Genomic DNA, 24,568 nt, shown 5'->3' with positions numbered 1-24,568 from the left:
TTACATGCACTTTATTAGCGAAGTAACGCTTCAGGTAATACTGGGCGAATTTCACGGATAATTGCTTGAGTAAGCTTAGGTGCACCACAAATAATGTTACCGCTATTGTTGTAGTTAACGCCACCTGCAAAATCAACAACCATGCCGCCAGCTTCTTTTACAAGTAACTCGCCTGCTGCTGTGTCCCACGGTTTTAAACCAATTTCAAAAAAGCCATCAACACGGCCCGCAGCTACATATGCCATATCTAGTGCTGCAGAACCTGCACGACGAATATCAGCAGTTTGTGTAAACAATGCTTTAAACGCGTCTGTGTATGCATCTAAGTGGTGTTTTTGTTTGAAAGGGAAGCCTGTTGCTAAGATTGAACCAGCTAATTCTACGGTTTTAGTAACGCGTAAACGCTTGCTGTTTAGCTGTGCGCCTTGACCACGAGATGCAGTGAAAAGCTCGCCACGAATTGGATCGTAAATTACAGCTTGGTCTAAACGACCTTTTACTTTAAGTGCGATAGAAACCGCGAAATGAGGGATACCCTTGATAAAGTTAGTTGTGCCATCAAGCGGGTCAACAATCCATTGGTAATCTGCATCTTTGCCTTTGTGCTCACCTAGTTCTTCACCAACAATGCAGTGATCAGGGTAAGATTTTAAAATTGTATCACGAATTACGGCTTCGGCTTCTTTATCAATGTTAGTCACTAAGTCGTTAGTGCCTTTTTGTTGAATTTCAACTTTTGATAAATCTTCACTTGCGCGAAGTAAAATTTTGCCTGCGTTGCGCGCAGCGCGAACCGCAATGTTTAACATTGGATGCATGGTATTACCTTTGGGTTGTAAAAGAACGTTTATATATTTAAGCCGGCGTATTTTAGCGACTTTTGCCATAAAGTAAACAATAAACCCTAAATACTTTTGTGCGTTTTTTGTACGGCCTTGAAATGCATGTAAATTTATTCGTATCTAAGACGTGTTGGCGTGTATGGATTGAAATTTGTTCAACCAAAGGGCGACTTAATCACAGCGCGAAGTGCGAAGCCTTGGGAGTTCAATAACTTCCATGAAGCAAAGCTTCCGCGTCCTGCTCACGCCCCTTACCTACATCCATGTAGGCAAAGCTTCCGCGTCCTGCTAGCAAACATACTGTCGTAAAAATTAATCTTACAAGGGCAATACACGCCAATAATACTAAAAAGTAAAAAAAGTGCTTTACCTAAAGTTAGCTTGAGGTTTTATCTTGTGTTTAAGCAATCAACTAGGGTAAATAATAATGAAATTAGAACACGTACATTTAGTAGTAAACGATATAAATGCCATGCTTAAATTTTACCAAGCAGCCTTTCCTTATTGGTCAATTAGAAGTGAAGGGCATAACACTTGGTATGGTAAACCTAAGCGCTGGGTACATTTTGGCGACGATAATCACTACATTGCTATAAGCGATAATGGCGAGCATAAAAACAGAGATTTGGCAGGGCATCAAGTCGGGCTGGCTCACTTTGCCTACGTTACAAACAACCTAGACGCTGTTATACAGCGCTTAAAACACGCCGGATTTAGCATTGATAAAGAGGGTGCAGAAAACCCATTTAGAAAAAACGTATATTACCTAGACCCAGCAGGGTTCGAGGTTGAGTTTGTGCAGTATATGAGTGACATTCCAAGCGAGCGTAATAACGACTTATAAAATAGGCAGTAACTAACGGTGTAGAAAAGCGCATAATATGGCTTTTCTACCCATTGTGTTTTTACCCGTATTATTTATTACTCACCCCAAGCTGGGCCTTTAAATCATTAGCAAAACTCACAAACTTTTCTTTAATGGTGCGTTTAACTTTTACCTCCACCGAGCCTAAAACTGTTTTACCTTCGAGGTTAATTGTGGGGCCTTGGCGCTTATTAAGCGACACCGTTTTGTTTTCAAAACTACCTAATATACAAAACATTTTAGAAACTACATTGACGTGCTCTGGTACGTAAATTTCTTCGCTGCCAAAAATACAATTTACATGCACGGTAACATGTTGGTGGGCAAAAATGGCATCAGTAAAATCTAAAACAATCGACCCCATATAGTTTTGAATATAAATATCTTTAGGCACCACCCATTGGCCGCTACGCTCGCTTGAGCCTAAAATGCTTCGCAGTGTTAAGTTTTCTTCATCCGTTTGTTGGGCGCTGTAGTTAGGGGCAAATTGCGTTTGCTTTTGAGCACTGTACTGGGTATCTGTTGTAAGGGTTAAATCCTCTACTAAATTAAGTAACGCGATATTATCGGTTGCTTCCATTGCACTGTCTAAGCGCCTTTCAAAGGCTTCAGCTGAAATAACACCATGGCTGTAGTTATAAATAAGTTGGTCTATCACTTGTTCGCGAACTTGATCTATTGGGCGGTCTTCTATTTTTACAGACATGGGAATAATCCTTTTTATATGAGTTACCACAGTACATAGCAAGTGGTGTACCAAAAATTAACTATTTATATATCAATGGTTTATTGTTTTAATAACTCCGCTTAATTTATATATTAACGATAGATTAACCAAAACAGCAATATAATCGTTATTTTCACCACTTAAGAAAGTTTTACCTAATAGCCTGTAAATGTTTACTCGGAGGTATTTTTATTTATACCCAATAAAATAGCTAACTTCATGAATTTAAAGTGTTAATAAAGTTGGCCTAAAGCTCGCATATATAAAAGTGTCTTTAATCAAAAGGAGAAAGATTATGAAAACATTCAACAAATCTATGATTGCGGCTTTAGTTCTAGGTACTACAGCTATGGGTGCTCAAGCGGGCACTTGGGAAAATGAAAGTAAAGATGCTTGGATTGATGGTAAGGCAGAAACAGTGCTTCTTATGAACACTAATCTAAACAACTTTGACATTAACACTGATGTAAAAAATGGCAAGGTAGTACTTACAGGTAAAGTAGACAGCGACCTTGATAAAGAGCTAGCTGAAGAACTTGTAATTAGCCTAGATGGCGTATCTGATGTAGAAAACAACCTAACTGTTGTGAAAAACATGGATATGGACGACAAAGATCGTGACACTATGGATGATGACGATAACGACTTAACTGACGCTAAAATCACCACAGTAATTACTACACGTTTCTTATTTGACTCAGAAGTTGACGGTACAGATATCGACGTTGATACCGACAACGGTATAGTAAAACTTAAAGGTTCTGTTGAAACAGAAGCTGAAAAGCAGTTAGCAGTAAAAATTGCTAAAAATGCTGAAGATGTTCGTGACGTAGTAGATGAACTAACTATTGTTGCTGAATAATACACTATACTAAAAAGCCCAGCTTAGCTGGGCTTTTTGCTTGTCATTTTTAAAGGAGCTATATCATGGATATCATTCGTATAATATTGTCGATTTTATTACCGCCACTGGGTGTATTTTTACAAGTTGGTTTAGGTATGCACTTTTGGCTAAATATTTTACTAACTTTACTGGGTTACTTCCCTGGTTTAATTCACGCTATCTACATTATTGCTAAAAAATAATGTGTGGTGTGTTCAATGTGAGCCGGCCACTTTTTTATAGTTATTAAAATTGTAAAAAAGCGGCTTACATACTTCTGCGTTTATTTTTCTGTTATTTCCTGCCTATTCGCATGCAAAAAGATTACTATTTAAGCAGTCAGCTTACTGATTGTTAAAATAAAGGTTTTTGCTAGTGACAAGCCTTAAAAAACTTTTTATACTGCAACCCGCTTTAGTCGCTCAGTGGCTAAACGCTTCAAAAATTAACTACCTCGTAGTTATACAAAGTTGGCCCCTTAGCTCAGTTGGTTAGAGCACACGACTCATAATCGTTAGGTCCCCAGTTCGAGTCTGGGAGGGGCCACCACTTTTCAAAGCTTTCCAATTAAATATCTACTAACCTAAATTACTCTGTGCTACCTCTGTGCTACCTCTGTGCTACTTTTCACTATAGAAGATGGATTGTTTATCATGAATCTTAAGTTTTATTTCATGTTGATAATTTTTACATAAGATGTGTTATAAGTTTTAAGCTAGAAATGAACAATTAATTTTTAAATGGATGGACAGGTATGGATACTATTTTAATCAAAGACATATTAATGTTTACAGTTGCGCTGTATGGAGCAACCCTTGCAACTTTTACTTACAGGCGGGGTAAGCCTAAATTTGAAATTGACTATAGTGTTGTTTTAATGGCTTTAGCTGATGGGCCTGCCGATGCGTTAAAGCTTACTATTTTAAATACGGGACAGACCAGTTGTTTTGTGAAGGGGTTTGGTGTAGTTGGTGAAGATGGAAAATTTTTAGATTTGGAACTGATTTCTCAAGTGAATCGGAGGCTACAAGCTGATTTTAAAGGCAATACGCTGAGTGGCTTTACAGCCACAAACCAAAAATTTAATCTCTTGCACGAAGATAGAGAGGTAAAGCCTAATTCTACATCAGTTGCTTTTCTCAGTTTGAAGGGGCAAAAGGAACTTCTTGATAGTAATAAATCTAAAAAACTATTTATTTTCTTTGAGTCAGCAAAAGTAATGAAAAAAAAGGAAATAGATTTTAAAGACTTAAAATTCTGCAAAACTTAACGAAACAAAAGTGTATTTAACGGTCTGAATTTCTATCTCAAGTAAACTTCAATAATTTCAGCCCTGAAATGATCTAGCTCTTGCGATACTGTCTCGAGAGCTATTGCCCTCCTTAGACCGAAACTCCTTAGCTCAGCCATTCTCTCTTGTGCGTAGCTATGCCTGAGGCCATGACCGCCATTAGAAAAGAAGAGTGTGCGACTAGATGCTTTTGAGAATGAGCATGACCATTTATGACCGCCACCAATATCATAACGTTGCAAATAGTTAATTTCCCTATCACGAACCGTTATGGGCTGTGCTAAGCGCCTTTGTTTTAGCTGTGTAGCTAATGCGTTAGGTATTAATACATCACGAATTATACCGCCTTTGCCTTTCACTGTATAAATACTACCTTCTCGACCAAGCCATTTACTATCTAGCGCTGGACGGCTTTCAGCTTTACGCTCTGATATTTTGGCTATTGTCAAAAGTTCATGGGCTCTTAACCCTGCTGCGTGGGCTATTTGTGTAGGTAAATTATTTTTCTAGTTTGATGTTCACTGATTGCGTGAGCTTGGCTGGAGTGTAGGCACGAGACTTTTCGATTACCTCTTTTTCGTATTTTTAACATCCAGTGTTTCTTTTATGCTTGTATTTTAATATCGAAAGGCGATGGCTGGATTTGCATATAAAGATTTAAATAGGTGAATAAGTAGCCTCTAGCAATGGCTTGCTAGAGGCTTTAACCAATTAATTTACTTGGTACTTACTGTTAGTACGAATGTAAATAGTGGCTGTTTTGTCGCTAGTGTTCTCAATCGTGTGGGTAAAGTTACCGGTTGATTCTACATAGCTGCCTGCGCTTAGGTTTTGCGCTTTATCTTGCTCGCTTGAGTTGTACTCAACGGCGCCGGCTATAACAACAGCACGAAATTCGCTTGCATCTGTTTTTATTTCACCTTTAAAGCCGGCAGGAAGTTTAATCATTGAGCCGTTCATATCGGCTGTACTTCCCCAAAGGTAGGCTGTTTGAACGCCTTGGGCTTTAATGTCGTTTAAATCGCTGCTGTTTAACCATACTATGTTGTCTGCATGTAGGTTTAACGGGCGCTCACCATTATCAAACTGGGCATTAGTTGGTTTAACTAAGTACGGCCCTGAGTCGATTTCTAAGTAAATTAAATTTGTTTCAGCATTGGCTGCAGTGGTGTGGTTTTCACCTGCTGGTTGTGTCCAAAACGAACCCGCTGGCATCCACATTTTTTCGGCTGTTGGGTCGTCATTATGCATTTGCCCTTCAATAACGATACCGCGGTAGGTAATGTTGTGAATGTGCGGCGGAGATTCAAAGCCTTTTTTAAAGCGTACTAACATGCCTGTTGCAGTGTCGGTTGTGCGGTTTCCCCATAAATCTGCAGCGCCAGGGCTTTTATCACCACGTAGCGGGTTTAAGTAACCCCAGTCAATATTGCTTGCAGCAACAACTTTTGATGCGCTTTGCTCTGCAGAGGCTGGCGTTGATATGAGTGTTGCAACCAGTGCAAGAGTTGATGCGTTTAGTAAAAATTTCATTTAAAAGCTCCGTTAAGTTGGTATAGCGCTATAGTACGGCTTAAAATTCAGTCAATAAATGGGCATAAGTTAAATACACTTTCGCAAAAACGTGGATAATAACGTTATAGTTACGCATGCTGGTTTATGCAATAAGAGGGTTTGATGAAAATAGCTGATTTACAAGTATTACTCAAAGTGGCTGAGCTGCAATCAATTACAGCTGCTGCAAATCAATTAGATATGAGCTCATCGGCTGCAAGTGTCTCGTTAAAGCGTATAGAGCAGGCGCTTGGGGCACAAATATTTGTGCGCACAACAAGGCAAATACGCCTCACGCCTGAAGGGGAACGGTATTTACCTCTGTGTCAGCAGGCACTCGGTTTATTGCAACAAGGGCAAGTGCTTATTCATGAGGAACAGCAATCTATTAGTGGTGAAGTGCGAATAGCAGTGTCATCGGAAATGGGGCGCAACCTTATGCGGGTATTACTAAATAATATTATGGATAAACACAGCGAAGTGACGCTGCGCTTACAAGCAAGCGACAGCCGCGCTGATTTTTACCGTGATGGAATTGATGTTGCGCTGCGCGCCTTAACTAAAGAAGCCGCACAGGAGCTAAATTTATACGGCTTTAAAATTTGTAACATAGCACACGTGCTATGCGCCTCGCCTGATTACATTAAAAAGCACGGTGAGCCGTTAACGCCAGATGACCTACTGAATCATAATGCCCTTTTATATAAGCTCTACGAGGTAGTGCATGATGGGTGGGAGCTGTATAACGATAACCAAAAATACAAGGTTAAAATGAGCAGCGATCGCGCCGTTAACGATGGCGATATAGTTAGGCGTTGGTGTGTTGATGGCACCGGGATAGCCAAAAAATCGGCCATTGATGTAGCTGAAGATTTATTAGCAGGCAGACTAAAAAGGTTAATACCCGATTACAAAATCCCCCTCACTGAAATGTGGTTAGTACTGCCTAGCCGCCAGCTTATAACGCCTGCCATTAGGCTTATTCGTGACGAGTTAAAACACACGATTAGCCAATTAAGAAAAAACCTGATTGCGCAAGGTATAATTAACGAGCAAGAGTGGCCCGATTCACCCTAGTGCACCTTACGCGAGGTTAGTGTTGCTAGCCTTGCGCCTTTAAAATTTAATTCGCTTTCCTGTGGTGGATTAAATTAAAATACACGCTCTTCTTTTATGTTCTATTTTTTCTAATTATTGGGCTTATTGCTCAGCTGATCCTATATTTATTCTAAGCAAGTGTTAGTTAAGTCCTTTATCCATTTACAGGTATTGTATGTTACTTAAACAAAAAGTTTATATTAGTCTTATTTTGGCTATTGTTGTGCCGTTAGCGGTTTCTACATTTTTATTTTCAAATAGTATTCAAAATCATACCGATGAAAAGCTCGCAAAGGTTGATCTACCCACCGCATTGAGTGAAGTAAAAAGCAAAATTGAACTCGAACTTGCCACTCCTATAATTGTTGCCAAAGAAATTGCGCAAAACAGCTTTGTTAAACAGTGGCTAAGCAACGGTGAGAGTGAGCAAGCAAGAGCCGATTATATTAATTATTTAGCCAGTATTAAAAAAGATAACAACGCAGTTATTGCGTATATAATTTCCAAAAATACCAACAACTATTACACCGATATTGGCATATCTAGACAGATAGATAGAAGCGAAGATGTATGGTTTGATCAGTTTCTATCCTCTAACAGACCCTTTGAAATAGCACTGGATATAGATAAAACCACAAATAGCATGGTGGTTTTTATTAACTATGCACTGCAAATTAATGGTGAGCGTACCGCCATTACTGGCGTAGGGCGCTCGCTCGATTCTATGATCAACTTAATTAACGAATACCGTATTGGCGAAGCCGGTGTGGTGTATTTGGTCTCTGATGAAGGTGAGGTAATGCTTCACAGTGACAGAAGTAAAATGGGTCAAAAAATTAATATTAACGATATAAAAAATGGTGCCATTATTAGTAAAACAATGGCAGGCGAAGATTATGTTGTGTCGAGTACGCCTATTGAGTCATTAGGTTGGCATTTAGTGGCAGAAGTGCCCGAGCAGCAGTTATACGGGCCAATAAATAGTGCCATTAATAGCAATTTATTATTTGGTGTGATCATTGCCATTATTGGCTTTGCCCTGGCCAGAGTTTTAGTGTCGCAAATATTTAAACCCATTGAAAACATAACCGCTGCAGTGAGCGCGTTAACTAAAAAAGATGGCGATTTAACCGTAAGGCTGCCTACTAACGATAACAACGAAATATCAGAGCTTGCCGCTAACTTTAATTTATTTTTAGAGCAGCTACATGGCATGTTTAAGCAAGTGTCGGACTCAGCAAACCATGTTAAAAGCATTTCAGAAAATGTGTTAGTACAAGTACAAGGCGCGGCTAACTTGGCCGAGGTACAATCATCTAGCACGCAAACGGTGGCGGCAGCCGTTAACGAAATGGAAGTAACCGTACAAGACATTTCAAACAGTGCCAGTAACGCCTCTGACATTGCGACTTTAACAGAAGAAGCGACTCATAAAGGGGTGGAGTTTGTAAATAGCACGATAAAGCAAATGGAGCAGCTAGAAAACGCCATGGCTACCTCGGTTGCCTCGGTAACTGAGCTTTCAGGAGAGATAAAGTCAATTACGCAGGTGCTTGATGTTATTAAAGCAATATCGGAGCAAACTAACTTACTGGCGCTCAATGCTGCCATAGAAGCCGCGCGGGCAGGCGAACACGGTCGTGGTTTTGCCGTTGTAGCCGATGAAGTAAGAACCCTTGCAATGCGTACTGCAGAGTCGACCGAGCAAATTAACGAAATGATAGACACGTTAAATTCTAAGGCTTCAAGTACGGTGTCGGCTATAGAGCTTGGCAGTAAAAATACCCTAGAAAACGCCGAACGTTTAAAAGTAACGGGGAGTACCTTAACGGGTATCTCCCAAGAAATTGTTACGCTAAGTGAGCTAAATAGCTCAGTGGCAACAGCCACCCGCGAGCAAACGTTGGCTACCTCAGAAATAAGTCAAAATGTGGTGATGATTTCTGATTCTGCTGAGCAAACAAAACAAAATATGAAAACCTCAGAGCAGCTATGCAATGGGTTAAATGAAGAGTCGAATATATTAAAAGACTTACTGGGTAAGTTTACGCTTTAAAAAAAGTGACAACATTAAGCTAAAAAACGCGTTGTAACTTAGTTAATCTAAGCTTTGGTTAAGAGGTTTATTATCCAAAGTTTAGGTTAATAACAACGCGTTTTTAAAAGGGTTAATTTTTACGGTAAATTTCGTGTTGAATGTCGTAAATATTAACGCTTAAGCTGTCAGAATCTCGGCAATAAGTTTTTAAACACTCAAGCAAGCTCTCGCTTAACATTTGTTTTTGTTCAATAGAGCGCCCGGCCATGATATGCGCCGCAATATGAATAAACCCTTCTTTTCCTTCACCTAGCTGGTATTGCTGATAAGCAATAGCGCGGGTTTTAATGGTTTCTAAGTCAAACAAACCACTTTGAAAAGTCGCGTTGTGCACTTTTTCAACAAGTACTTGCGGTAATACAGGAAGATCTTCAGAGTGTTCAATAATAATGTGCGGCATTTACGCGTTTCCTATTATGAGTTACTACGTGGGCGTACGTATAATTGTACCAAAGCCTGAACTGTGCGCTAACCCCTCAATGGCCTAAATTTAGTTGTATTAATTTTTGATGGTAGTATAAAAACAGTCACGTGAACCTTCGCTTATAAAGCAAAATTAAGGATTAATATGAAATTACCACACCGCTTTAAACGTTTAGCTGTGCTATTAAGTGCAGTGGTTACCTTAAGTGCCTGCTCAGATGATGTTGCATCGGTGAGCTTAGGGCTGTTTACTACTAAAGATGTAGTGGTAAATTCCCAGCAAGACCCACTAGTAAAAGGGGTTACGTGCCATATTAGCCATATTGAGGCCGACTTAGATTTTTCAGATCCCTCTGATATGTCTATTGCGTGTCGCCAAACAGGGCCAATTACAGCCGATATGTTACAAGCAATAGATCGCAGTAAGTCGGGCGAAGTGGTGTTTAAGTCATCAAAAAGTATTTTATTTAAATCGCTAAAAGTACGCCGTATTTACGATGCACAAAACCGCACATTACTGTACTTATCGTACTCGACTAAAGAGTCGAGCGGCAGCCACCACCACGCACTTTCAACTGTGCCTTTATACAATACACAAGCTTGGAACTGGGCACTTGAACAAAAATAAGAGCACACTATGTTAGCGTTATTTAAATCAAAGCCGCTGCTAGAACAAGCCGAGCAGCAGTGGCTAATTGATACCTTTATTTGGGCGGTAGAGCACTTTGATGCCGCATTTTTTACCAAGCACACGCAAATAATATTGCCAACGGTGGCGCATTTTCCTGATTCGGTATCGAGTATTGAGGAAATGGCCACTAAGGTATTTGTACGAGTACGTGATTACGCAGGTATGAGTGCGTGGCCAATACAATTAGTTGCGCCACAACAGTTACAGCCGCAAGTATTTCCGCATTTTGAATTTGCTGAACACTTACGCGGAGAGCAAAGCCAACTTATTGTACCGCCAAGCCACACGATTAATATTTCATTTAATCCTAATCAAATTAATCAGCCGCAAGATTTAGTGGCTAGCTTTGCCGGCACGCTGGCTACTGTATTAATTCATCATGTTGGGGTGTTACCGCCAGGCGGTAAAGACTACTTGCCACAAGCGGCAGATGCGCTGGCCTGTTTTTTAGGGTTTGGGGTAATGATGAGCAACACTGTGTATCAATTTAAAGGCGGGTGTGGCTCGTGCTATAACCCTTATGCTAATCGTGAAGCGAAGCTAAGCGAAACTCATACCGTATTTATGCACGCACTGATTAGTTATTTTAAAAACGATCGTGACTCTAAAAAACATTTAAAGCCACATTTGCGCAGCCAATTTAAAAAAGCCCAAAAAGAGATCAAAGCATTAGTTGATAACTCTGCTAATCCGCTATTGCTTGCCTATGCACCAACTTAAACCGGATACTTGTGAACTACTTAGACGAATTTTTATTGATTGCCATCGCCCACTTCTTTGCAGTAGCCAGCCCAGGCCCCGACTTTGCCGTGGTGCTCAAACAAAGTATACAGCAGGGCAGGCGTAACGCCTTATGGACAAGCGCTGGTGTGGGCGCTGCTATTTTATTACACGTAGGATATTGCGTATTAGGGGTTGCGCTAATTTTAACGCAATCGCCTAATTTATTTATGGCATTAAAGTATGTTGCGGGGGCGTATTTAGCCTATTTAGGCATACAAGCATTAAGGGCTGCCAAACCACCGTTAAATAAAACAGACAACATAGAAAACAAAACTACCCCACAAGAAAGCGTATGGCATGCATTTAGGCGCGGCTTTTTAACCAACGCGCTTAATCCTAAAGCCACTCTCTTTTTTATGTCGTTATTTACTTTAGTTATTAGTATAACTACACCAACTAGCGTGCAAATTGTGTATGGGGTTTATATGGCTCTGGCTACGTGGGTGTGGTTTTCTATGCTTTCTTTAGTGTTGTCAAAACCCAGTGTACGGGCGTTTTTTCAAAAAAGCGGCTATTGGTTTGACCGGGGTATAGGTGTTATTTTAATTGCTTTAGCCATTCGTGTAGTAATTTAACCCTAGGGAGAAGTCATGCCTATTTATAATTTTTCGTTTGGATCGAATATGTCCTCTAACCGCTTGCTTGCGCGTTTACCAAAAGCAAAGCGAGTTGGCACAGCTGTACTAAAAGGCTACGAGCTTACGTTTAATATGTTATTTAAAGATGGCTCGGGCAAGTGCAGTATTCAAAAAAGTGATGACAAAAACGCCTTGGTATATGGCGTGGTCTATGAACTTGATGAAGCCGAAAAAGCAATTTTAGATACCATAGAAGGCCCAGGCTACGATTGCGTTGCTATTAAGCCCACTTTGTTAAATGGGGAGCAAATAGAGGCCCATTGCTATATTGCTAACACCCACGATAACGATGTACTGCCATACGACTGGTATATTCAGCACGTTCATCGCGGCGCACTTGAGGCTGGCGTACCAAAAGAATACAGTGATGCAATACTTAATCGGCCGCATAAGCCCGATACAAATAAAGAGCGTGCTGATATTGAATTTGCAGTGCACCAAAAATAATAAGGATAATCATGAAACTCACCAAATTAGCCAGTTTAGCGTTGCTTGCCAGTGCCACTTTTAATAGTTGGGCACAAATTAATACCACGGACTTAGAAGAGGTTATTAACACCTCAATGGCACGCTTTGACGTACCGGGTATGGCGGTAGCGGTTGTGCAAGACGATAAAGTTGTATTTGCTAAAGGGTTTGGGACAAGCAACCTCAATACAAATGCAAAAGTGAACAAAGACACACTTTTTGGTATTGCCTCAAACACAAAAGCGTTTACCAGTGCAGCGCTGGCTAAGTTGGTTGATGAAGGTAAGTTAAGCTGGGATGACAGGGTAATTGACCACTTACCTGAGTTTAGGTTGTACGACTTCTACGTCACCCGCGAAATGCGTGTTCGTGATTTATTAAGCCATCGCAGTGGCTTAGGGCTTGGGCAGGGCGATTTAATGATTTGGCCAAGTACTGATAAATCTATAGAGGCTATTTTAGCCGGCCTACAGTATTTAAAGCCAGCCAGCAGCTTTCGCAGCCAGTATGCCTATAACAACTTAATGTTTGTAACCGCAGGCGAAGTGGTGGCACGTGTATCAGGTATGAGCTGGAACGATTACATCGAAAAAAATATATTACAGCCTTTGCATATGGATAACTCTCGCGCGGGCTTTTCGCGTATTCCAAAAAGCAATAAAAACTGGGCAATTGGCCACATACCAATGGATGGCAAGCTCAATCCTTTTTTTGTTAACTACCTAGAAGATTTTAGAGGCGCAGGGGCTATTGCATCAAGCGTAAACGATATGAGCCAATGGTTACTAACGCAGTTAGCTGGCGGAAAAATGCCAAGCGGCGAGCAACTATTTAGTGAAAAACAGCAAGCGCAAATGTGGCATCCGCATATTACCTCTATGGCTTCTAAAAGTGCGTATGAGGCCTATCATCAGCAATTTAGAGGCTATGGGCTAGGTTGGAGCATTGAAGATTACCACGGCTTTAAAAAGCTAGGCCACGGCGGGGGCATTTTAGGTATGGTGTCGCAAGTCACATTATTGCCTGAGAAAAAACTTGGCATTGTTATTTTATCTAATCAGCAAGCATTTAGTGCACTTTCGGCAGTAACCCACGAAGTGCTTGAAGATGCCCTTGAGCTTGAAGATAAAGACTGGGTTGAAGAGTTGGCTAAAAAACATTTTGCGAGTAAACAAAAAGCCTACGCCAATGCAAAACCCGACACCCCAGCAGATTACCAGCCACAGTTACCTAATATAAATTACACCGGCACGTTACATGACGATTGGTACGGCGATGTAATTATTGAGCAACTCGATGGCAAACTACGTATTGATTTTACCCATACCAAACGCTTAAAAGGCACGCTTGAGCATTACACGGGTAATACGTTTATTGTTAAGTGGGATGAAAAGCTACTCGAGGCCGATGCGTTTATTCGTTTTGATATGGGCGCAAACAACCGTGTTAATAGCGCAAAAATGCGCGCGGTATCAACAGCGGTAACAGACTTTAGTTTTGATTTTAGAAACCTTAATTTAAAAGCTAAGTAGTGATGCTATACACCAAAGTCGCAAAGCCACCGTAAGGTGGCTTTGTTATATTAAGCACTCACATTAAAGGAGCGTTTATGCGTACTGCAGTTATTTCACACCCTCATTGCCGTAAACATAAAATGATTGACGAACATCCTGAGTGCCCAGAGCGCCTAGACGCTATTGCAGATAGACTTTTGGCAAGTGGTGTAGATATTGGCTTAACGCATCTACAAGCGCCTAAAGCGCAGCGTGAGCATTACTTATTAGCCCATGATGAGTCATTAGTTAACCTTGTGGAGCGCTTAGTCCCTGAGCAGGGGCTACATAACCTTGATGGCGATACCTGGCTTTGCCCTGATTCGTTTAAAGCGGTAGAGCGCGCCGTAGGAGCAGGGTTGTTGGCTGTAGATGAAATACTCGCAGATAAACTCGATGCGGCGTTTTGCGCTGTACGCCCGCCAGGGCATCATGCCAATGCACACGCTTCATCAGGGTTTTGTGTATTTAATAATTTAGCTATAGCAGTTAAGTATGCTCAAAGCAAAGGCGTTAAACGTATAGCAATTGCTGATTTTGACGTACACCATGGTAATGGCACCCAAGACATATTTATAAACGATGAAAACATATTACTTTGTTCGTTATTTCAATACCCATTTTACCCAAACACAGCTGTAAAAAATAACAGCCACATAGTTAATTCTCCTTTGCCAATTGCCAGTAGTGGCGATGATTTAAAAGAAGTGTTTAATACCCAATGGTTGCCAAAATTAAAAGCCTTTAAGCCAGAGCTGCTATTTATCAGTGCAGGGTTTGATGCCCACCTAGAAGATGACATGGCAAGTTTAAAGTTTGTAGAAGATGACTACAGCTGGCTTACAGAGCAATTATGCGACGTTGCAAAAGAGAGTGGCTGCAAAGGTGTTATATCTTACCTAGAAGGGGGCTATGCGCTATCAGCATTAGGAAGAAGTGCTGTAGCGCATATAAAAGTGCTTAGTGAGTACTAATACCAATCCGCAATAATACTTAATTAAGCGAATTGGTATAACTAAGGGTTATAAACCCAGTAAATCAAACGCCTGCTTGGTATTAAGGGTTTTAATTTTGCCAAGGCAGCATTGCCCTTCATTTAATAAATAAGTGGTGACCAGTTGCGCTAGCTGCTCCTGTGAAAGAGGGGCGCATGCAGCGCCGTGTAGGTCAACGTACTCACCTTGCTTGTTCAACACGCGCACATTACTAAGCTCACTTTGCGTAACGCTGTGCAAACACGCTTCTTGTTCTTGTTTATCGTGCGCTATTTCAAGCTCATTATAAACAATTAATAACTGTGGAAAGCTGTTTAGCATAGTTACCCTACTGTTACCTCATATGAGGTAAATTTACGCACATTAATAACGCCAGTATCAAAAATTAAGTACTGACCTTTTATACCTTGCAGCACGCCGCTTACTACTGGGTTTTTATCAAAATTAAACGAGCTAATTTTAGTGGGGTACTCTGTTACCGGAAAGTTTAAATCAACCACGTCTTCATCAAGTTGCTCTATGGCTGTGGCACCAAATAACTCGCTTAGCTCGTTTAATTTATCGCTAATTTGCGGGATCAGCTCTGCCGCGGCGGCTTTAAGGTCAATGGCTTCGTTTTGGCCCTTTAGCATGTTACGCCAATTGGTTTTATCGGCAATAAACTCGGCCAATGCCACCTCAACTAAGCCTGATTGCAAACGTGTTTGCACTTTAAAAATAGGCAGTGCTTGAGTGGCGCCTTGATCAACCCAACGTGTCGGTATTTGCGTATGGCGAGTAATGCCTACTTTAAGCCCAGAGGTGTTGGCTAAATACACATAATGCGGGATCATGCAGTTTTCTTCGCCCCATTGCGGCTCGCGGCAAGTGCCTTTATCGTAATGGCAGGTTTCTGGTTTCATAATGCACATATCGCAGCTAGCAAGCTTGCGCATGCATACAAAACAGTGGCCTTGCGAGTAACTCTTTTTGGTTTTTTTGCCACAGTTTGAGCATAAAATGGTACCGCTAAACGTCAGCGTTAACTCTTTACCAATGAGTGCGTTTAGGTCGACTAGGTTGTCGCCCACAGGAAGATGATATTGAACCGGCTCTGTTAAGCTCGATTTTAATTTACGCAAAGTGCCTTGCATCTTTACTTGGCCCCTAAAGATGTTGATATTAAAACGTGGAGTTTAACATCTTTAAACTGTATTGGCTTTTTAAGAAATACAAATAGTCATCTAGAGGAATTGGCTTAGCGTATAGGTAACCTTGCGCTCTGTCGGCGCCCATTTCTTTCAATAAGTGGTGCACATCTTGGGTCTCTATGCCTTCCATGGTTATAGATAGCCCTAGGTTATGTGCCATATCTATAGCGGTTTGCACAATCACTTTATTGGCGGTGTTATTCGTTAAATCAAATACAAACGATTTATCTACTTTGAGCTCCGTAAAGCGGTAATTAACCAAATAACTTAGCGATGAATAGCCAGTGCCAAAGTCATCAAGGACCACGCGCACTCCTAAATCAGAAAGCTCATTAACCAATGAAATAAGCGCTTCGTGGCTTTCGACTAATGCTGACTCCGTTAATTCAAACTTAAGAAGCTGCGCCGGAACTTGGTATTTTATAAGAATGTTTTCGACTTTTTCGGCTAGGTTTTTAATCGACAGATTTTTAGCACTTAAATTTACGCTAATTGGGTGATCGTTATAGCCTTGCTCGGTTAGTTTGACGATATCTTTACAGGCTTGCTCAATAACCCATAAGGTAAGCTCGTTAATAATACCTGTGTGCTCAGCAAGGGTGATCAGCTCTTCTATCGATACGCCTTTAAAAGCCGGGTCGGGCCAACGTAGCAGCGCTTCAGCGCCACATACTTGATTAAAGTTTAGCCCTATTTGAGGCTGATAATACAACGCTAGTTGGTTGTTTTTAATTGCTTTTTGTAATTTAGCGGCCAATGCCACATCCATTAATATATTACTGCCGTTAGAGGCGCTTACTACTAAATCGTTATTACTTTTAGCTTTTTTAAGTGCCAAGTAACCCCGTTTTGTCCAGTATTCAAAGTCGTCACTGTGGGCTGCGCTACTAATCCCTATGTTATAGGTAAGTTGTAAGTTTAAGCCTTGAATTTCGTATTGTTTGGGCAGGCTATTTATAACTTTAATTAAGGCCCCTTCAAGTGACTCCTGGTTTTGGTTTTTAGTAGATATGCAGGCAAATACCCCGCTGCCTAAGTCGGCTAAGCGGGGGCTGTTATTAAAATCTGTATCTAGGTTGGTAAATTCGCGCTCATGGCTAAGCTCTAACTCTATTTGTTTAGCCACATGTTTTATTAAAGTGTAGCCCTGCGATGGGGTAATAATGGTATTGAGCGAGTTAAAATGGCGAATTTTAATTAAACACAAGGTGGTATTTCGCCCCTGTGCTTGTAAGCTCATAAACGCTTGTTTTAATTTGGCACTGTTAAGTAATTTAGTTTGCTGAGTATGTGTAGCATGATAAAGCGCACGCTCGCGCTGATAGCGCACTCTATCGGCAAGTGCCATAGCCATTAAAATAACTTCACACAATATAGCCACTAAAAACGCGTGACGAATCGCAAAGCTATAATCCAAATAGCCCGTTAATTCTAATGGCTGTATTGCCGCGCCAACAATGAGGGGAACCCACGAAAAAACGTAAAACTTCGCCCACCTAAAGCCCGTGCGTAGTTTGTTATAAATTAAAATAACACACGTAATATATAACAAGCTTAATACACAAAAAAAGATGGGTGCTGCAATGTATTCGGGTATAAATAAAGTGGTGATTGATAATAAAAATATTAAAATAAGTAGCGCTTTACTCATTTTATAGCGCCAGCATTTGTCCTTGTGGTAGCGCAAAAACATGGTGCAAAAGGCGAGCGTAAAAAAGGCCATTGCGTAGTTTGAAAAAATCACTTTTTCGTGTAAGTACAATTGCCACTCTAGGGGCCACAAGTAAAAGCCAAAGCCCATTACAATGCCCATTAAACACAGCGCACTAATTATATAGCCTATATAAACTAAATAAACGCGGTCTTTAATCCCAAAATAAAGCACTAAATTATACAGGGCAGCCATTAATAACACGCCGGCAAATATGCCCCAAATGCCGGTTTGCGAGCGAACTAAATCAACAAATTCTTTATGGCGATACAAATTAACCGGGGTTTTGCTGATCCCCGTTGTATCTATTTTTATGGCTAAGCGCTCTGTTGTTTTACTCTCAAGTGCAAAACGTATATGCGGTACGCTATATTGAAAAAGCGTGAGAGACTTTACTTTATCACCTAATATATAGCTTTCTATAAGCTCATTTCTTTTGTTTAACCGATACACGCTTAGGTGATCAACCATCGGGTTATCGAAATGGGCAACAATGTCTTGAGCATCTAAACTTTTATTTTCAAGGTCTATAAATAGCCAATAGTTTTGCTGCTTAAAGCTCCACTGAATATCGGTTAACGGCTGGTGGGTGATTAGCTCGGGATTTAAAATAATATCGTTGAGTGTGTGAGATTTACTTTCATCTATGTAGTAGGCAAAGTCTAAATATACAGGCGTGGTTTTATCGATGGTATAGCGAGTCGGCACAACCAGGTTAGAAGCGAGTGTGCTAATAATATAAAATATGAAAATCAGTATGGCTATGGCCGCGGCATGATAACGTAAAGTTTTCGTTTCCAACGTTGTATACTTGTAATAACTCTTTTAATTAGTGTAGCACTAAAAAAGCGCATATAAACTGCGCTTTTTTAGTTAAATTTTTAGGGCCTGCTTATCCTTCAGGATTAAAATTTGTTCTAACTAGGGACGATTTAATCGTGGCGCGAGGTTTGTAACCTAGTGGGCTAAGTAAAAACCGAGCAACAAAGAGTTAATCTTCCCTAGGACGAACCTTCGTGCAGAGCGTGTTTGGTATTTATACTGCGTTATCGCCTATTTATGGGGAATAACCACACTACATAGGCTCTGCCTTGCCTAAATACCAAACACACTGCTGCAAATTTAATCTCGAAAGATAAACAGGCCCTAAGTTAAACCAATAATTTAGTTACAGGCTACTGCTCTCGGGCAATCGCTCTGTAAGCAATATCGGTGCGGTACTCCATACCTTCCCAGCTAATTTGTTTTACAAGCTCATATGCACGTTGCTGTGCCTCGGTAACGGTATTGCCGAGTGCCGTTGCACATAATACACGTCCACCTGCGGTGACAACGTTTTCGCCATCTTGCTTAGTACCCGCATGAAATACTTTTTCATCAGCAGGGTAGTTAACTTTAAGGCCTGATATTGCATCACCTTTAGGGTAATCACCTGGGTAGCCTTTAGCAGCAAGTACAACACCTACGGCTGCGCGCGGGTCAAACTCAATGGTTGTTTTATCAAGCTCTTCGCGGTTAGCCGCTTCAACTAGTTCAACTAAGTCTGATTTAAGACGAAGCATCATAGGTTGCGTTTCAGGGTCACCAAAACGACAGTTGTACTCAATTACTTTAGGCGTGCCTTGGGCATCAATCATTAAGCCTGCGTATAAAAAGCCAGTGTAAGGATGACCTTCGCTTGCCATACCCTCAACGGTAGGAACGATGACTTCGTTCATAATGCGCTGGTGGATTTCGTCGGTTACTACAGGTGCCGGTGAGTATGCGCCCATGCCGCCAGTATTTGGACCTTCATCGCCATTGTATGCACGCTTATGATCTTGGCTTGTTGCAAATGGCAAAATGTTTTTACCATCAACCATAACAATAAAAGAGGCTTCTTCGCCTTCTAAAAACTCTTCGATCACGACGCGGCTGCCAGCCTCGCCAAAAGCATTACCGGCAAGCATATCGCGAATAGCGTCTTCAGCTTCGCGCTCATCCATTGCCACAATAACGCCTTTACCAGCTGCTAGGCCATCTGCTTTTATTACAATTGGCGCGCCTTTTTCTTTTAAATAAGCAAGGGCAGGGTCAATTTGTTCAAACGTTTGGTAATCAGCAGTTGGGATGGCATGGCGAGCTAAAAAGTCTTTAGTAAACGACTTAGAGCCTTCTAGCTGCGCTGCACCGGCTGTTGGACCAAAAATAGCGAGACCGTGTTCACGGAACTTATCTACAACGCCCAATACAAGCGGTACTTCAGGGCCAACAATCGTAAGTTCTACATTGTTTTGTTGTGCAAAGCTTAATAGGCCATCTAGGTCTTCAACATTAATTGCAACGTTTTCTAGTTTTGGCTCAAGTGCAGTACCGGCATTACCCGGTGCTACAAATACAGTGTTTACTTTCGTGTTTTGAGCGGCCTTAAACGCAAGTGCGTGTTCGCGGCCGCCGCTGCCAATGACTAATACATTCATGGCGAAATATTCCTATTTAAAGCGGTTTTTTAAATTTCAGCGTCATACGGTCGCTTTCACCAATAGCTTTGTATTTATCAGCGTCTTGTTCGCCAAGGCGTAAGCTAGGTGGTAGCGTCCACACCCCTTTAGGGTGATCGGCTGTATCTTTTGGATTGGCGTTAATCTCACTGCTTGCAACTAATTCAAATCCAGCTTTTTTAGCTAAATCGACCACGTAACTTTGCTTCATGTAGCCGGTTGATTTTTGATCCTCATCAGGTCGGCTTTCATCTAAGCGATGTTCAACTACACCTAATACGCCACCTGGTTTTAACGCTTTATAAAAAGACTTAAATGCACTGAGTGCGCCTTTAGTGTCTTTACCCATGTACCAGTTATGTACATTGCGAAAGGTTAATACCATGTCGGCAGTGCCGGCTGGGGCAATATCAGTGTGCGTTAATGGGGCAAACTCAGAAATTTTTACTTTGCTAAAACGCTCATCTTCGGCCACTTTTTTCTTAAAGCCAGCTAAAGAGCGCTGGTAGTAACCTACCGATGAATCACTCGGAAAATGCGCTGCGTAATATAAGCCTTGCTCTTTAAGTGCTGGGGCTAAAATTTCGCTGTACCAACCACCACCAGGGGCAATTTCAACCACAGTCATTGTTGGTTTAAAACCCAAAAATGCCAGTGTTTGCTCAGGGTGACGGTATTCATCGCGGGCGCTATTTTTAGCGCTACGCTCGCTTGATTGAATAGCATGGCTAAGGCTTGACTCGTGGTTATGGCTAAGTGCCATTGTTGAGGTCAGCGTAAGCGAGGCAACAAGTAGTGACTTTAGTGCAAACTTCATCGTTTGTTCCTTAACATTTTATATAGGTGTTGAACCAGAATACGTGAATTGATTGCAAACAAAAAGGGCTAAACGTTGTGTTTAACCCTTTGTGTGATTAGTGGCGGAAGTGGCGCATGCCGGTAAATACCATCGCCATGCCAGCTTCGTCAGCGGCGGCGATAACTTCTTCATCGCGCATTGAACCACCCGGTTGAATAACCGCAGTAATACCAGCGGCTGCGGCTGCGTCTATACCATCACGGAATGGGAAAAACGCATCTGATGCCATTACAGAGCCAGGTACTTTTAGGTTTTCATCAGCGGCTTTAATACCCGCTATTTTAGCTGAGTAAACACGGCTCATTTGGCCTGCGCCTACGCCAATGGTCATACCGTCGCGGGCATATACAATCGCGTTTGATTTAACAAACTTAGCCACTTTCCAGCAAAATAGTAAATCTTTAAGTTCTTGCTCAGAAGGTTGGCGCTTAGATACGACTTTTAAATCGCCTTGGGTAACCATGCCTAGGTCGCGGTCTTGTACTAAAACACCGCCGTTAACGCGTTTAATATCGTGGCCAGTTGCTTTGCCACTCCATTGACCACACGCTAATAAGCGTACGTTCTTTTTCGCTTCAACAATTTTTGCTGCTTCGCTTGAAACGCTAGGAGCAATAATTACTTCAACAAATTGACGCTCAACAATGGCTTGTGCTGTTGCAGCGTCAAGCTCGCGGTTAAAGGCAATAATGCCACCAAACGCTGAGGTTGGATCTGTTTTAAAGGCGCGGTCGTAAGCACTAAGAATATCTTCGCCAATTGAAACGCCACACGGGTTTGCGTGTTTAACAATAACACATGCAGGTACATCAAATTCTTTAACACACTCAAGTGCTGCGTCGGTATCTGCAATGTTATTAAACGACAGGGCTTTACCTTGTAGCTGAGTAGCTGTTGCTACAGACGCTTCGCTTACATTGTTTTCAACATAAAAAGCAGCATCTTGATGTGAGTTTTCACCGTAACGCATATCTTGCTTTTTAGTGAACTGCATATTGATAGTGCGTGGGAATTTAGTCTCTTCAGCGGCTTCTTCAGTGTAATCAGGTACCATTTTGCCAAAGTAGTTAGCAATCATGCCATCGTACTGAGCTGTGTGCTCATACGCGGCAATGGCTAAATCAAAACGTGTTTTGTACGTTGTTGAGCCATTGTTGCTTTGCATTTCGCTAATAACGCGCTCGTAATCGTTTGCGTTTACCACGATGGTGACGTCTTTGTGGTTTTTAGCGGCTGCACGAACCATGGTAGGTCCGCCAATATCAATGTTTTCAATAGCATCTTCAAGGCTGCAGTTTTCTTGAGCGACAGTATTCGCAAAGGGGTATAAGTTAACTACAACAATATCGATAGCAGAGATGTTGTTATCTGCCATTACGCTTTCATCTTGTCCGCGACGCGCTAAAATACCGCCGTGAATTTTAGGATGAAGGGTTTTTACGCGACCATCCATGATTTCAGGATGACCTGTGTGATCTGATACTTCAGTCACTTTTATGCCGTTATCAGCAAGGAGTTTGCAGGTACCGCCAGTTGATAAAATATCTACACCTTGCGCTTCTAGTGCGCGGGCAAATTCAACAATACCGGTTTTATCAGACACACTTAATAGTGCGCGACGAATAGGACGATGAGTATCCATTGTAGTTTAATTTCCTCAGTTAATGAGCTAGCTTAGAAGCGGGCATTTTAACTGATTACTACTCAAAAAACGACTTATAAAGCGCCAATAAGCGTGAGCATTTTGCAACATCGACACACTTAATAGTGCGCGACGAATAGGACGATGAGTATCCATTGTAGTTTAATTTCCTCAGTTAATGAGCTAGCTTAGAAGCGGGCATTTTAACTGATTACTACTCAAAAAGCGTGAGCATTTGCAACATCTATACTAAATTGTGCGCATAAAAAAAGCACCCTAAGGTGCTTTTTTTGCATGATACCAATTGTATTGGATTAGTAAGCAGTTATAACGATAGAAAAACAAGTCTATAACAAGGCAAAAATTTTACAGTGTAGTTATTCTACATAAGAAATTTTTAACGCCGTTATGGGCTTGTTTAGCTCGTTAGCATGCTTACGCTTTCAATATAATTGGTATTAGTTCATGCCGTATTTTTTAAGCTTTTTACGTAAAGTACCACGGTTGATACCTAGTAAAATTGCCGCACGAGTTTGGTTTCCACGTGTGTATGTCATTACTTCTTCAAGTAATGGCGCTTCTAGCTCTGAAAGAACAAGGTCGTAAACGTCTTGCACATCTTGACCGTTAAGCTGCTTTAAATAGTGGTGAACAGCTTTTTTTACTGCATCACGCAATGGCTGCGGTTTCTCGTGTGACTGAACATGAGGGTTTGTGATAAATGGAGAAGTCACGTTTTGTTCGAACATTATTTAATCTCTTTCTTTCTTAGTTAGCTGCTAGTGTTTTAAAGTATTGCGTTAATGCGTCAACCTGTGCTTGTGGGTTGTCGAGCGCATTAAATACTCGCCTAAACTGACCGTCACTGTCATGGGTTTGCAAATACCAAGATACATGTTTGCGAGCGATTCGCGCTCCCATTGGCTCGCCGTAAAACGCATGGAGGTTATCTAAATGCTCCATTAAAATACTTCGCACCTCTGAAATAGCAGGTGGTGGTAAGTGTTCTCCAGTTCGCAAATAGTGGTCTATCTCCCTAAATATCCAAGGGCGACCTTGGGCGGCTCGGCCAATCATGATGGCATCTGCACCCGTATAGTCCAAAACCTGCTTTGCTTTTTCTGGAGATGTAATATCACCATTAGCAACCACAGGTATCGACACTGAGCGTTTTATATCCCTAATCGTGGCATATTCTGCTTCACCTTTGTACATACATGCGCGTGTACGCCCATGTACGGCAAGTGACGCAATGCCATAACGCTCAGCTATTCTCGCAATCTCTACACCATTACGGTTGTCCTGATCCCATCCTGTACGGATTTTAAGTGTGACCGGGATATCAACAGCGTTAACCACTGCATCAACTATCTCTTCCACAAGTTCAGGAAACTGTAATAATGCAGAGCCTGCGAGTTTCTTGTTCACTTTTTTTGCTGGGCACCCCATATTGATATCTATGATCTGTGCAATGCACCGCGCGTATACCCGACTCACCGCTGTGATCCATACGGTTCATCGATTTTTCAGTTTTCCAAACCTTCGGGTTTGACGATAACATTTCAGACACGGCCAAGCCTGCGCCTAAGCGGCGGCAAAGCTGTCTAAATGGTCTGTCTGTAATACCTGCCATTGGCGCGACTATTACATTATTCTCAAGTTGGTATGAACCGATACGCACTGTATTCAATAGGCCTCTTTTCAAGGGGCGCTAAGTTTACGGTTTTTTTAGGAAAAATCAAAGGCTATAAATTGAACAAAAGTGACTTTTTTTTGC

Annotated in this window: 23 protein-coding genes, 1 tRNA gene and 1 pseudogene; 13 read left to right on the top strand and 12 right to left on the bottom strand. The window is 41.4% G+C overall.

Features of this window, described 5'->3' with window-relative positions; all coding sequences use genetic code 11:
* Positions 1–14 precede the first annotated feature (14 nt).
* Positions 15–818, bottom strand: coding sequence for an inositol-1-monophosphatase (gene suhB / locus EJ103_RS14615; protein ID WP_004587608.1), 804 nt, complete (start codon positions 816–818; stop codon positions 15–17).
* Positions 819–1,269: 451 nt separating this feature from the next.
* On the opposite strand from suhB, the gene EJ103_RS14610 reads away from it, so the two are divergent.
* The gene (locus EJ103_RS14610; protein WP_004587607.1) at positions 1,270–1,686 is read left to right on the top strand and encodes a VOC family protein; all 417 of its coding nucleotides are present in this window, start codon (positions 1,270–1,272) and stop codon (positions 1,684–1,686) included.
* A 70-nt stretch (positions 1,687–1,756) separates the two neighbouring features.
* Here EJ103_RS14610 and EJ103_RS14605 read toward each other — a convergent pair whose 3' ends face one another.
* Positions 1,757–2,413, bottom strand: coding sequence for a LiaF domain-containing protein (locus EJ103_RS14605; RefSeq protein WP_126008328.1), 657 nt, complete (start codon positions 2,411–2,413; stop codon positions 1,757–1,759).
* Between the two features lie 316 nt (positions 2,414–2,729).
* On the opposite strand from EJ103_RS14605, the gene EJ103_RS14600 reads away from it, so the two are divergent.
* The 4 genes from EJ103_RS14600 to EJ103_RS14585 all read left to right on the top strand — a co-directional run bounded on the left by EJ103_RS14600 (position 2,730) and on the right by EJ103_RS14585 (position 4,587).
* A complete protein-coding gene (locus EJ103_RS14600; RefSeq protein ID WP_126008327.1) occupies positions 2,730–3,296 on the top strand; it encodes a BON domain-containing protein in 567 nt (188 codons plus the stop codon).
* A 65-nt stretch (positions 3,297–3,361) separates the two neighbouring features.
* Positions 3,362–3,520, top strand: coding sequence for a YqaE/Pmp3 family membrane protein (locus EJ103_RS14595; RefSeq protein WP_004587604.1), 159 nt, complete (start codon positions 3,362–3,364; stop codon positions 3,518–3,520).
* A 269-nt stretch (positions 3,521–3,789) separates the two neighbouring features.
* Positions 3,790–3,866 (top strand) — tRNA-Ile (locus EJ103_RS14590).
* 205 nt (positions 3,867–4,071) lie between these two features.
* Positions 4,072–4,587 (top strand): hypothetical protein, encoded by a 516-nt coding sequence (locus EJ103_RS14585; protein WP_126008325.1) that lies wholly within the window; start codon positions 4,072–4,074, stop codon positions 4,585–4,587.
* Positions 4,588–5,319: 732 nt separating this feature from the next.
* Here EJ103_RS14585 and EJ103_RS14575 read toward each other — a convergent pair.
* Positions 5,320–6,141, bottom strand: a complete 822-nt coding sequence (locus EJ103_RS14575) for a DUF4437 domain-containing protein (protein WP_126008323.1) — start codon at positions 6,139–6,141, stop codon at positions 5,320–5,322.
* Positions 6,142–6,285: 144 nt separating this feature from the next.
* Here EJ103_RS14575 and EJ103_RS14570 point away from each other — a divergent pair, with 144 nt between their 5' ends.
* Both EJ103_RS14570 and EJ103_RS14565 read left to right on the top strand, forming a co-directional pair.
* A complete protein-coding gene (locus EJ103_RS14570) occupies positions 6,286–7,239 on the top strand; it encodes a LysR family transcriptional regulator (RefSeq protein ID WP_126008321.1) in 954 nt (317 codons plus the stop codon).
* A 196-nt stretch (positions 7,240–7,435) separates the two neighbouring features.
* Positions 7,436–9,316 carry a methyl-accepting chemotaxis protein gene (locus tag EJ103_RS14565; RefSeq protein WP_004588644.1) on the top strand — a complete coding sequence of 627 codons (1,881 nt, stop codon included), beginning with the start codon at positions 7,436–7,438 and terminating at the stop codon, positions 9,314–9,316.
* A gap of 112 nt (positions 9,317–9,428) precedes the next feature.
* On the opposite strand, the gene EJ103_RS14560 is transcribed toward EJ103_RS14565, so the two are convergent.
* Entirely contained in the window at positions 9,429–9,758 is a 330-nt protein-coding gene (locus EJ103_RS14560; RefSeq protein WP_004588643.1) for a 5-carboxymethyl-2-hydroxymuconate Delta-isomerase, read from the bottom strand.
* Positions 9,759–9,926: 168 nt separating this feature from the next.
* On the opposite strand from EJ103_RS14560, the gene EJ103_RS14555 reads away from it, so the two are divergent.
* The 6 genes from EJ103_RS14555 (at position 9,927) to EJ103_RS14530 (ending at position 14,888) form a co-directional block, all read left to right on the top strand.
* Positions 9,927–10,409: a CreA family protein gene (locus tag EJ103_RS14555; RefSeq protein WP_004588642.1), complete on the top strand. Its 483-nt coding sequence runs from the start codon at positions 9,927–9,929 to the stop codon at positions 10,407–10,409.
* 9 nt (positions 10,410–10,418) lie between these two features.
* The gene (locus EJ103_RS14550) at positions 10,419–11,192 is read left to right on the top strand and encodes a hypothetical protein (protein ID WP_055252632.1); all 774 of its coding nucleotides are present in this window, start codon (positions 10,419–10,421) and stop codon (positions 11,190–11,192) included.
* An 11-nt stretch (positions 11,193–11,203) separates the two neighbouring features.
* Positions 11,204–11,830, top strand: coding sequence for a LysE family transporter (locus EJ103_RS14545; RefSeq protein ID WP_126008319.1), 627 nt, complete (start codon positions 11,204–11,206; stop codon positions 11,828–11,830).
* Between the two features lie 15 nt (positions 11,831–11,845).
* A complete protein-coding gene (locus tag EJ103_RS14540; protein WP_004588639.1) occupies positions 11,846–12,340 on the top strand; it encodes a gamma-glutamylcyclotransferase family protein in 495 nt (164 codons plus the stop codon).
* A gap of 11 nt (positions 12,341–12,351) precedes the next feature.
* Positions 12,352–13,893: a serine hydrolase gene (locus EJ103_RS14535; protein ID WP_126008317.1), complete on the top strand. Its 1,542-nt coding sequence runs from the start codon at positions 12,352–12,354 to the stop codon at positions 13,891–13,893.
* A 77-nt stretch (positions 13,894–13,970) separates the two neighbouring features.
* Entirely contained in the window at positions 13,971–14,888 is a 918-nt protein-coding gene (locus EJ103_RS14530; protein WP_126008316.1) for a histone deacetylase family protein, read from the top strand.
* 48 nt (positions 14,889–14,936) lie between these two features.
* Here EJ103_RS14530 and EJ103_RS14525 read toward each other — a convergent pair whose 3' ends face one another.
* The 8 genes and pseudogenes from EJ103_RS14525 to dusB all read right to left on the bottom strand — a co-directional run bounded on the left by EJ103_RS14525 (position 14,937) and on the right by dusB (position 24,472).
* Positions 14,937–15,230 (bottom strand): hypothetical protein, encoded by a 294-nt coding sequence (locus EJ103_RS14525; protein ID WP_029772753.1) that lies wholly within the window; start codon positions 15,228–15,230, stop codon positions 14,937–14,939.
* A gap of 2 nt (positions 15,231–15,232) precedes the next feature.
* The gene (locus EJ103_RS14520; RefSeq protein ID WP_055252638.1) at positions 15,233–16,042 is read right to left on the bottom strand and encodes a DUF2797 domain-containing protein; all 810 of its coding nucleotides are present in this window, start codon (positions 16,040–16,042) and stop codon (positions 15,233–15,235) included.
* Between the two features lie 28 nt (positions 16,043–16,070).
* Complete coding sequence (locus EJ103_RS14515; RefSeq protein WP_126008314.1) at positions 16,071–18,611, bottom strand: EAL domain-containing protein; 2,541 nt, start codon at positions 18,609–18,611, stop codon at positions 16,071–16,073.
* 374 nt (positions 18,612–18,985) lie between these two features.
* Positions 18,986–20,269, bottom strand: coding sequence for a phosphoribosylamine--glycine ligase (gene purD, locus EJ103_RS14510; protein ID WP_024031418.1), 1,284 nt, complete (start codon positions 20,267–20,269; stop codon positions 18,986–18,988).
* Positions 20,270–20,285: 16 nt separating this feature from the next.
* Complete coding sequence (locus EJ103_RS14505; protein ID WP_126008312.1) at positions 20,286–21,107, bottom strand: class I SAM-dependent methyltransferase; 822 nt, start codon at positions 21,105–21,107, stop codon at positions 20,286–20,288.
* Positions 21,108–21,204: 97 nt separating this feature from the next.
* Positions 21,205–22,791, bottom strand: coding sequence for a bifunctional phosphoribosylaminoimidazolecarboxamide formyltransferase/IMP cyclohydrolase (gene purH / locus EJ103_RS14500; protein WP_126008310.1), 1,587 nt, complete (start codon positions 22,789–22,791; stop codon positions 21,205–21,207).
* Positions 22,792–23,249: 458 nt separating this feature from the next.
* A complete protein-coding gene (gene fis, locus EJ103_RS14495) occupies positions 23,250–23,540 on the bottom strand; it encodes a DNA-binding transcriptional regulator Fis (protein ID WP_002957804.1) in 291 nt (96 codons plus the stop codon).
* Between the two features lie 19 nt (positions 23,541–23,559).
* A pseudogene (dusB, locus tag EJ103_RS14490) lies at positions 23,560–24,472 on the bottom strand (tRNA dihydrouridine synthase DusB).
* Positions 24,473–24,568: the final 96 nt, after the last annotated feature.

It is taken from the genome of Pseudoalteromonas sp. Xi13 (assembly GCF_003952205.1).
Taxonomy (GTDB): Bacteria; Pseudomonadota; Gammaproteobacteria; order Enterobacterales; family Alteromonadaceae; genus Pseudoalteromonas; species Pseudoalteromonas atlantica.
The sequence above is the reverse complement of the archived record's forward strand: the minus strand, read 5'-3'. Positions and strand labels throughout refer to the sequence as shown.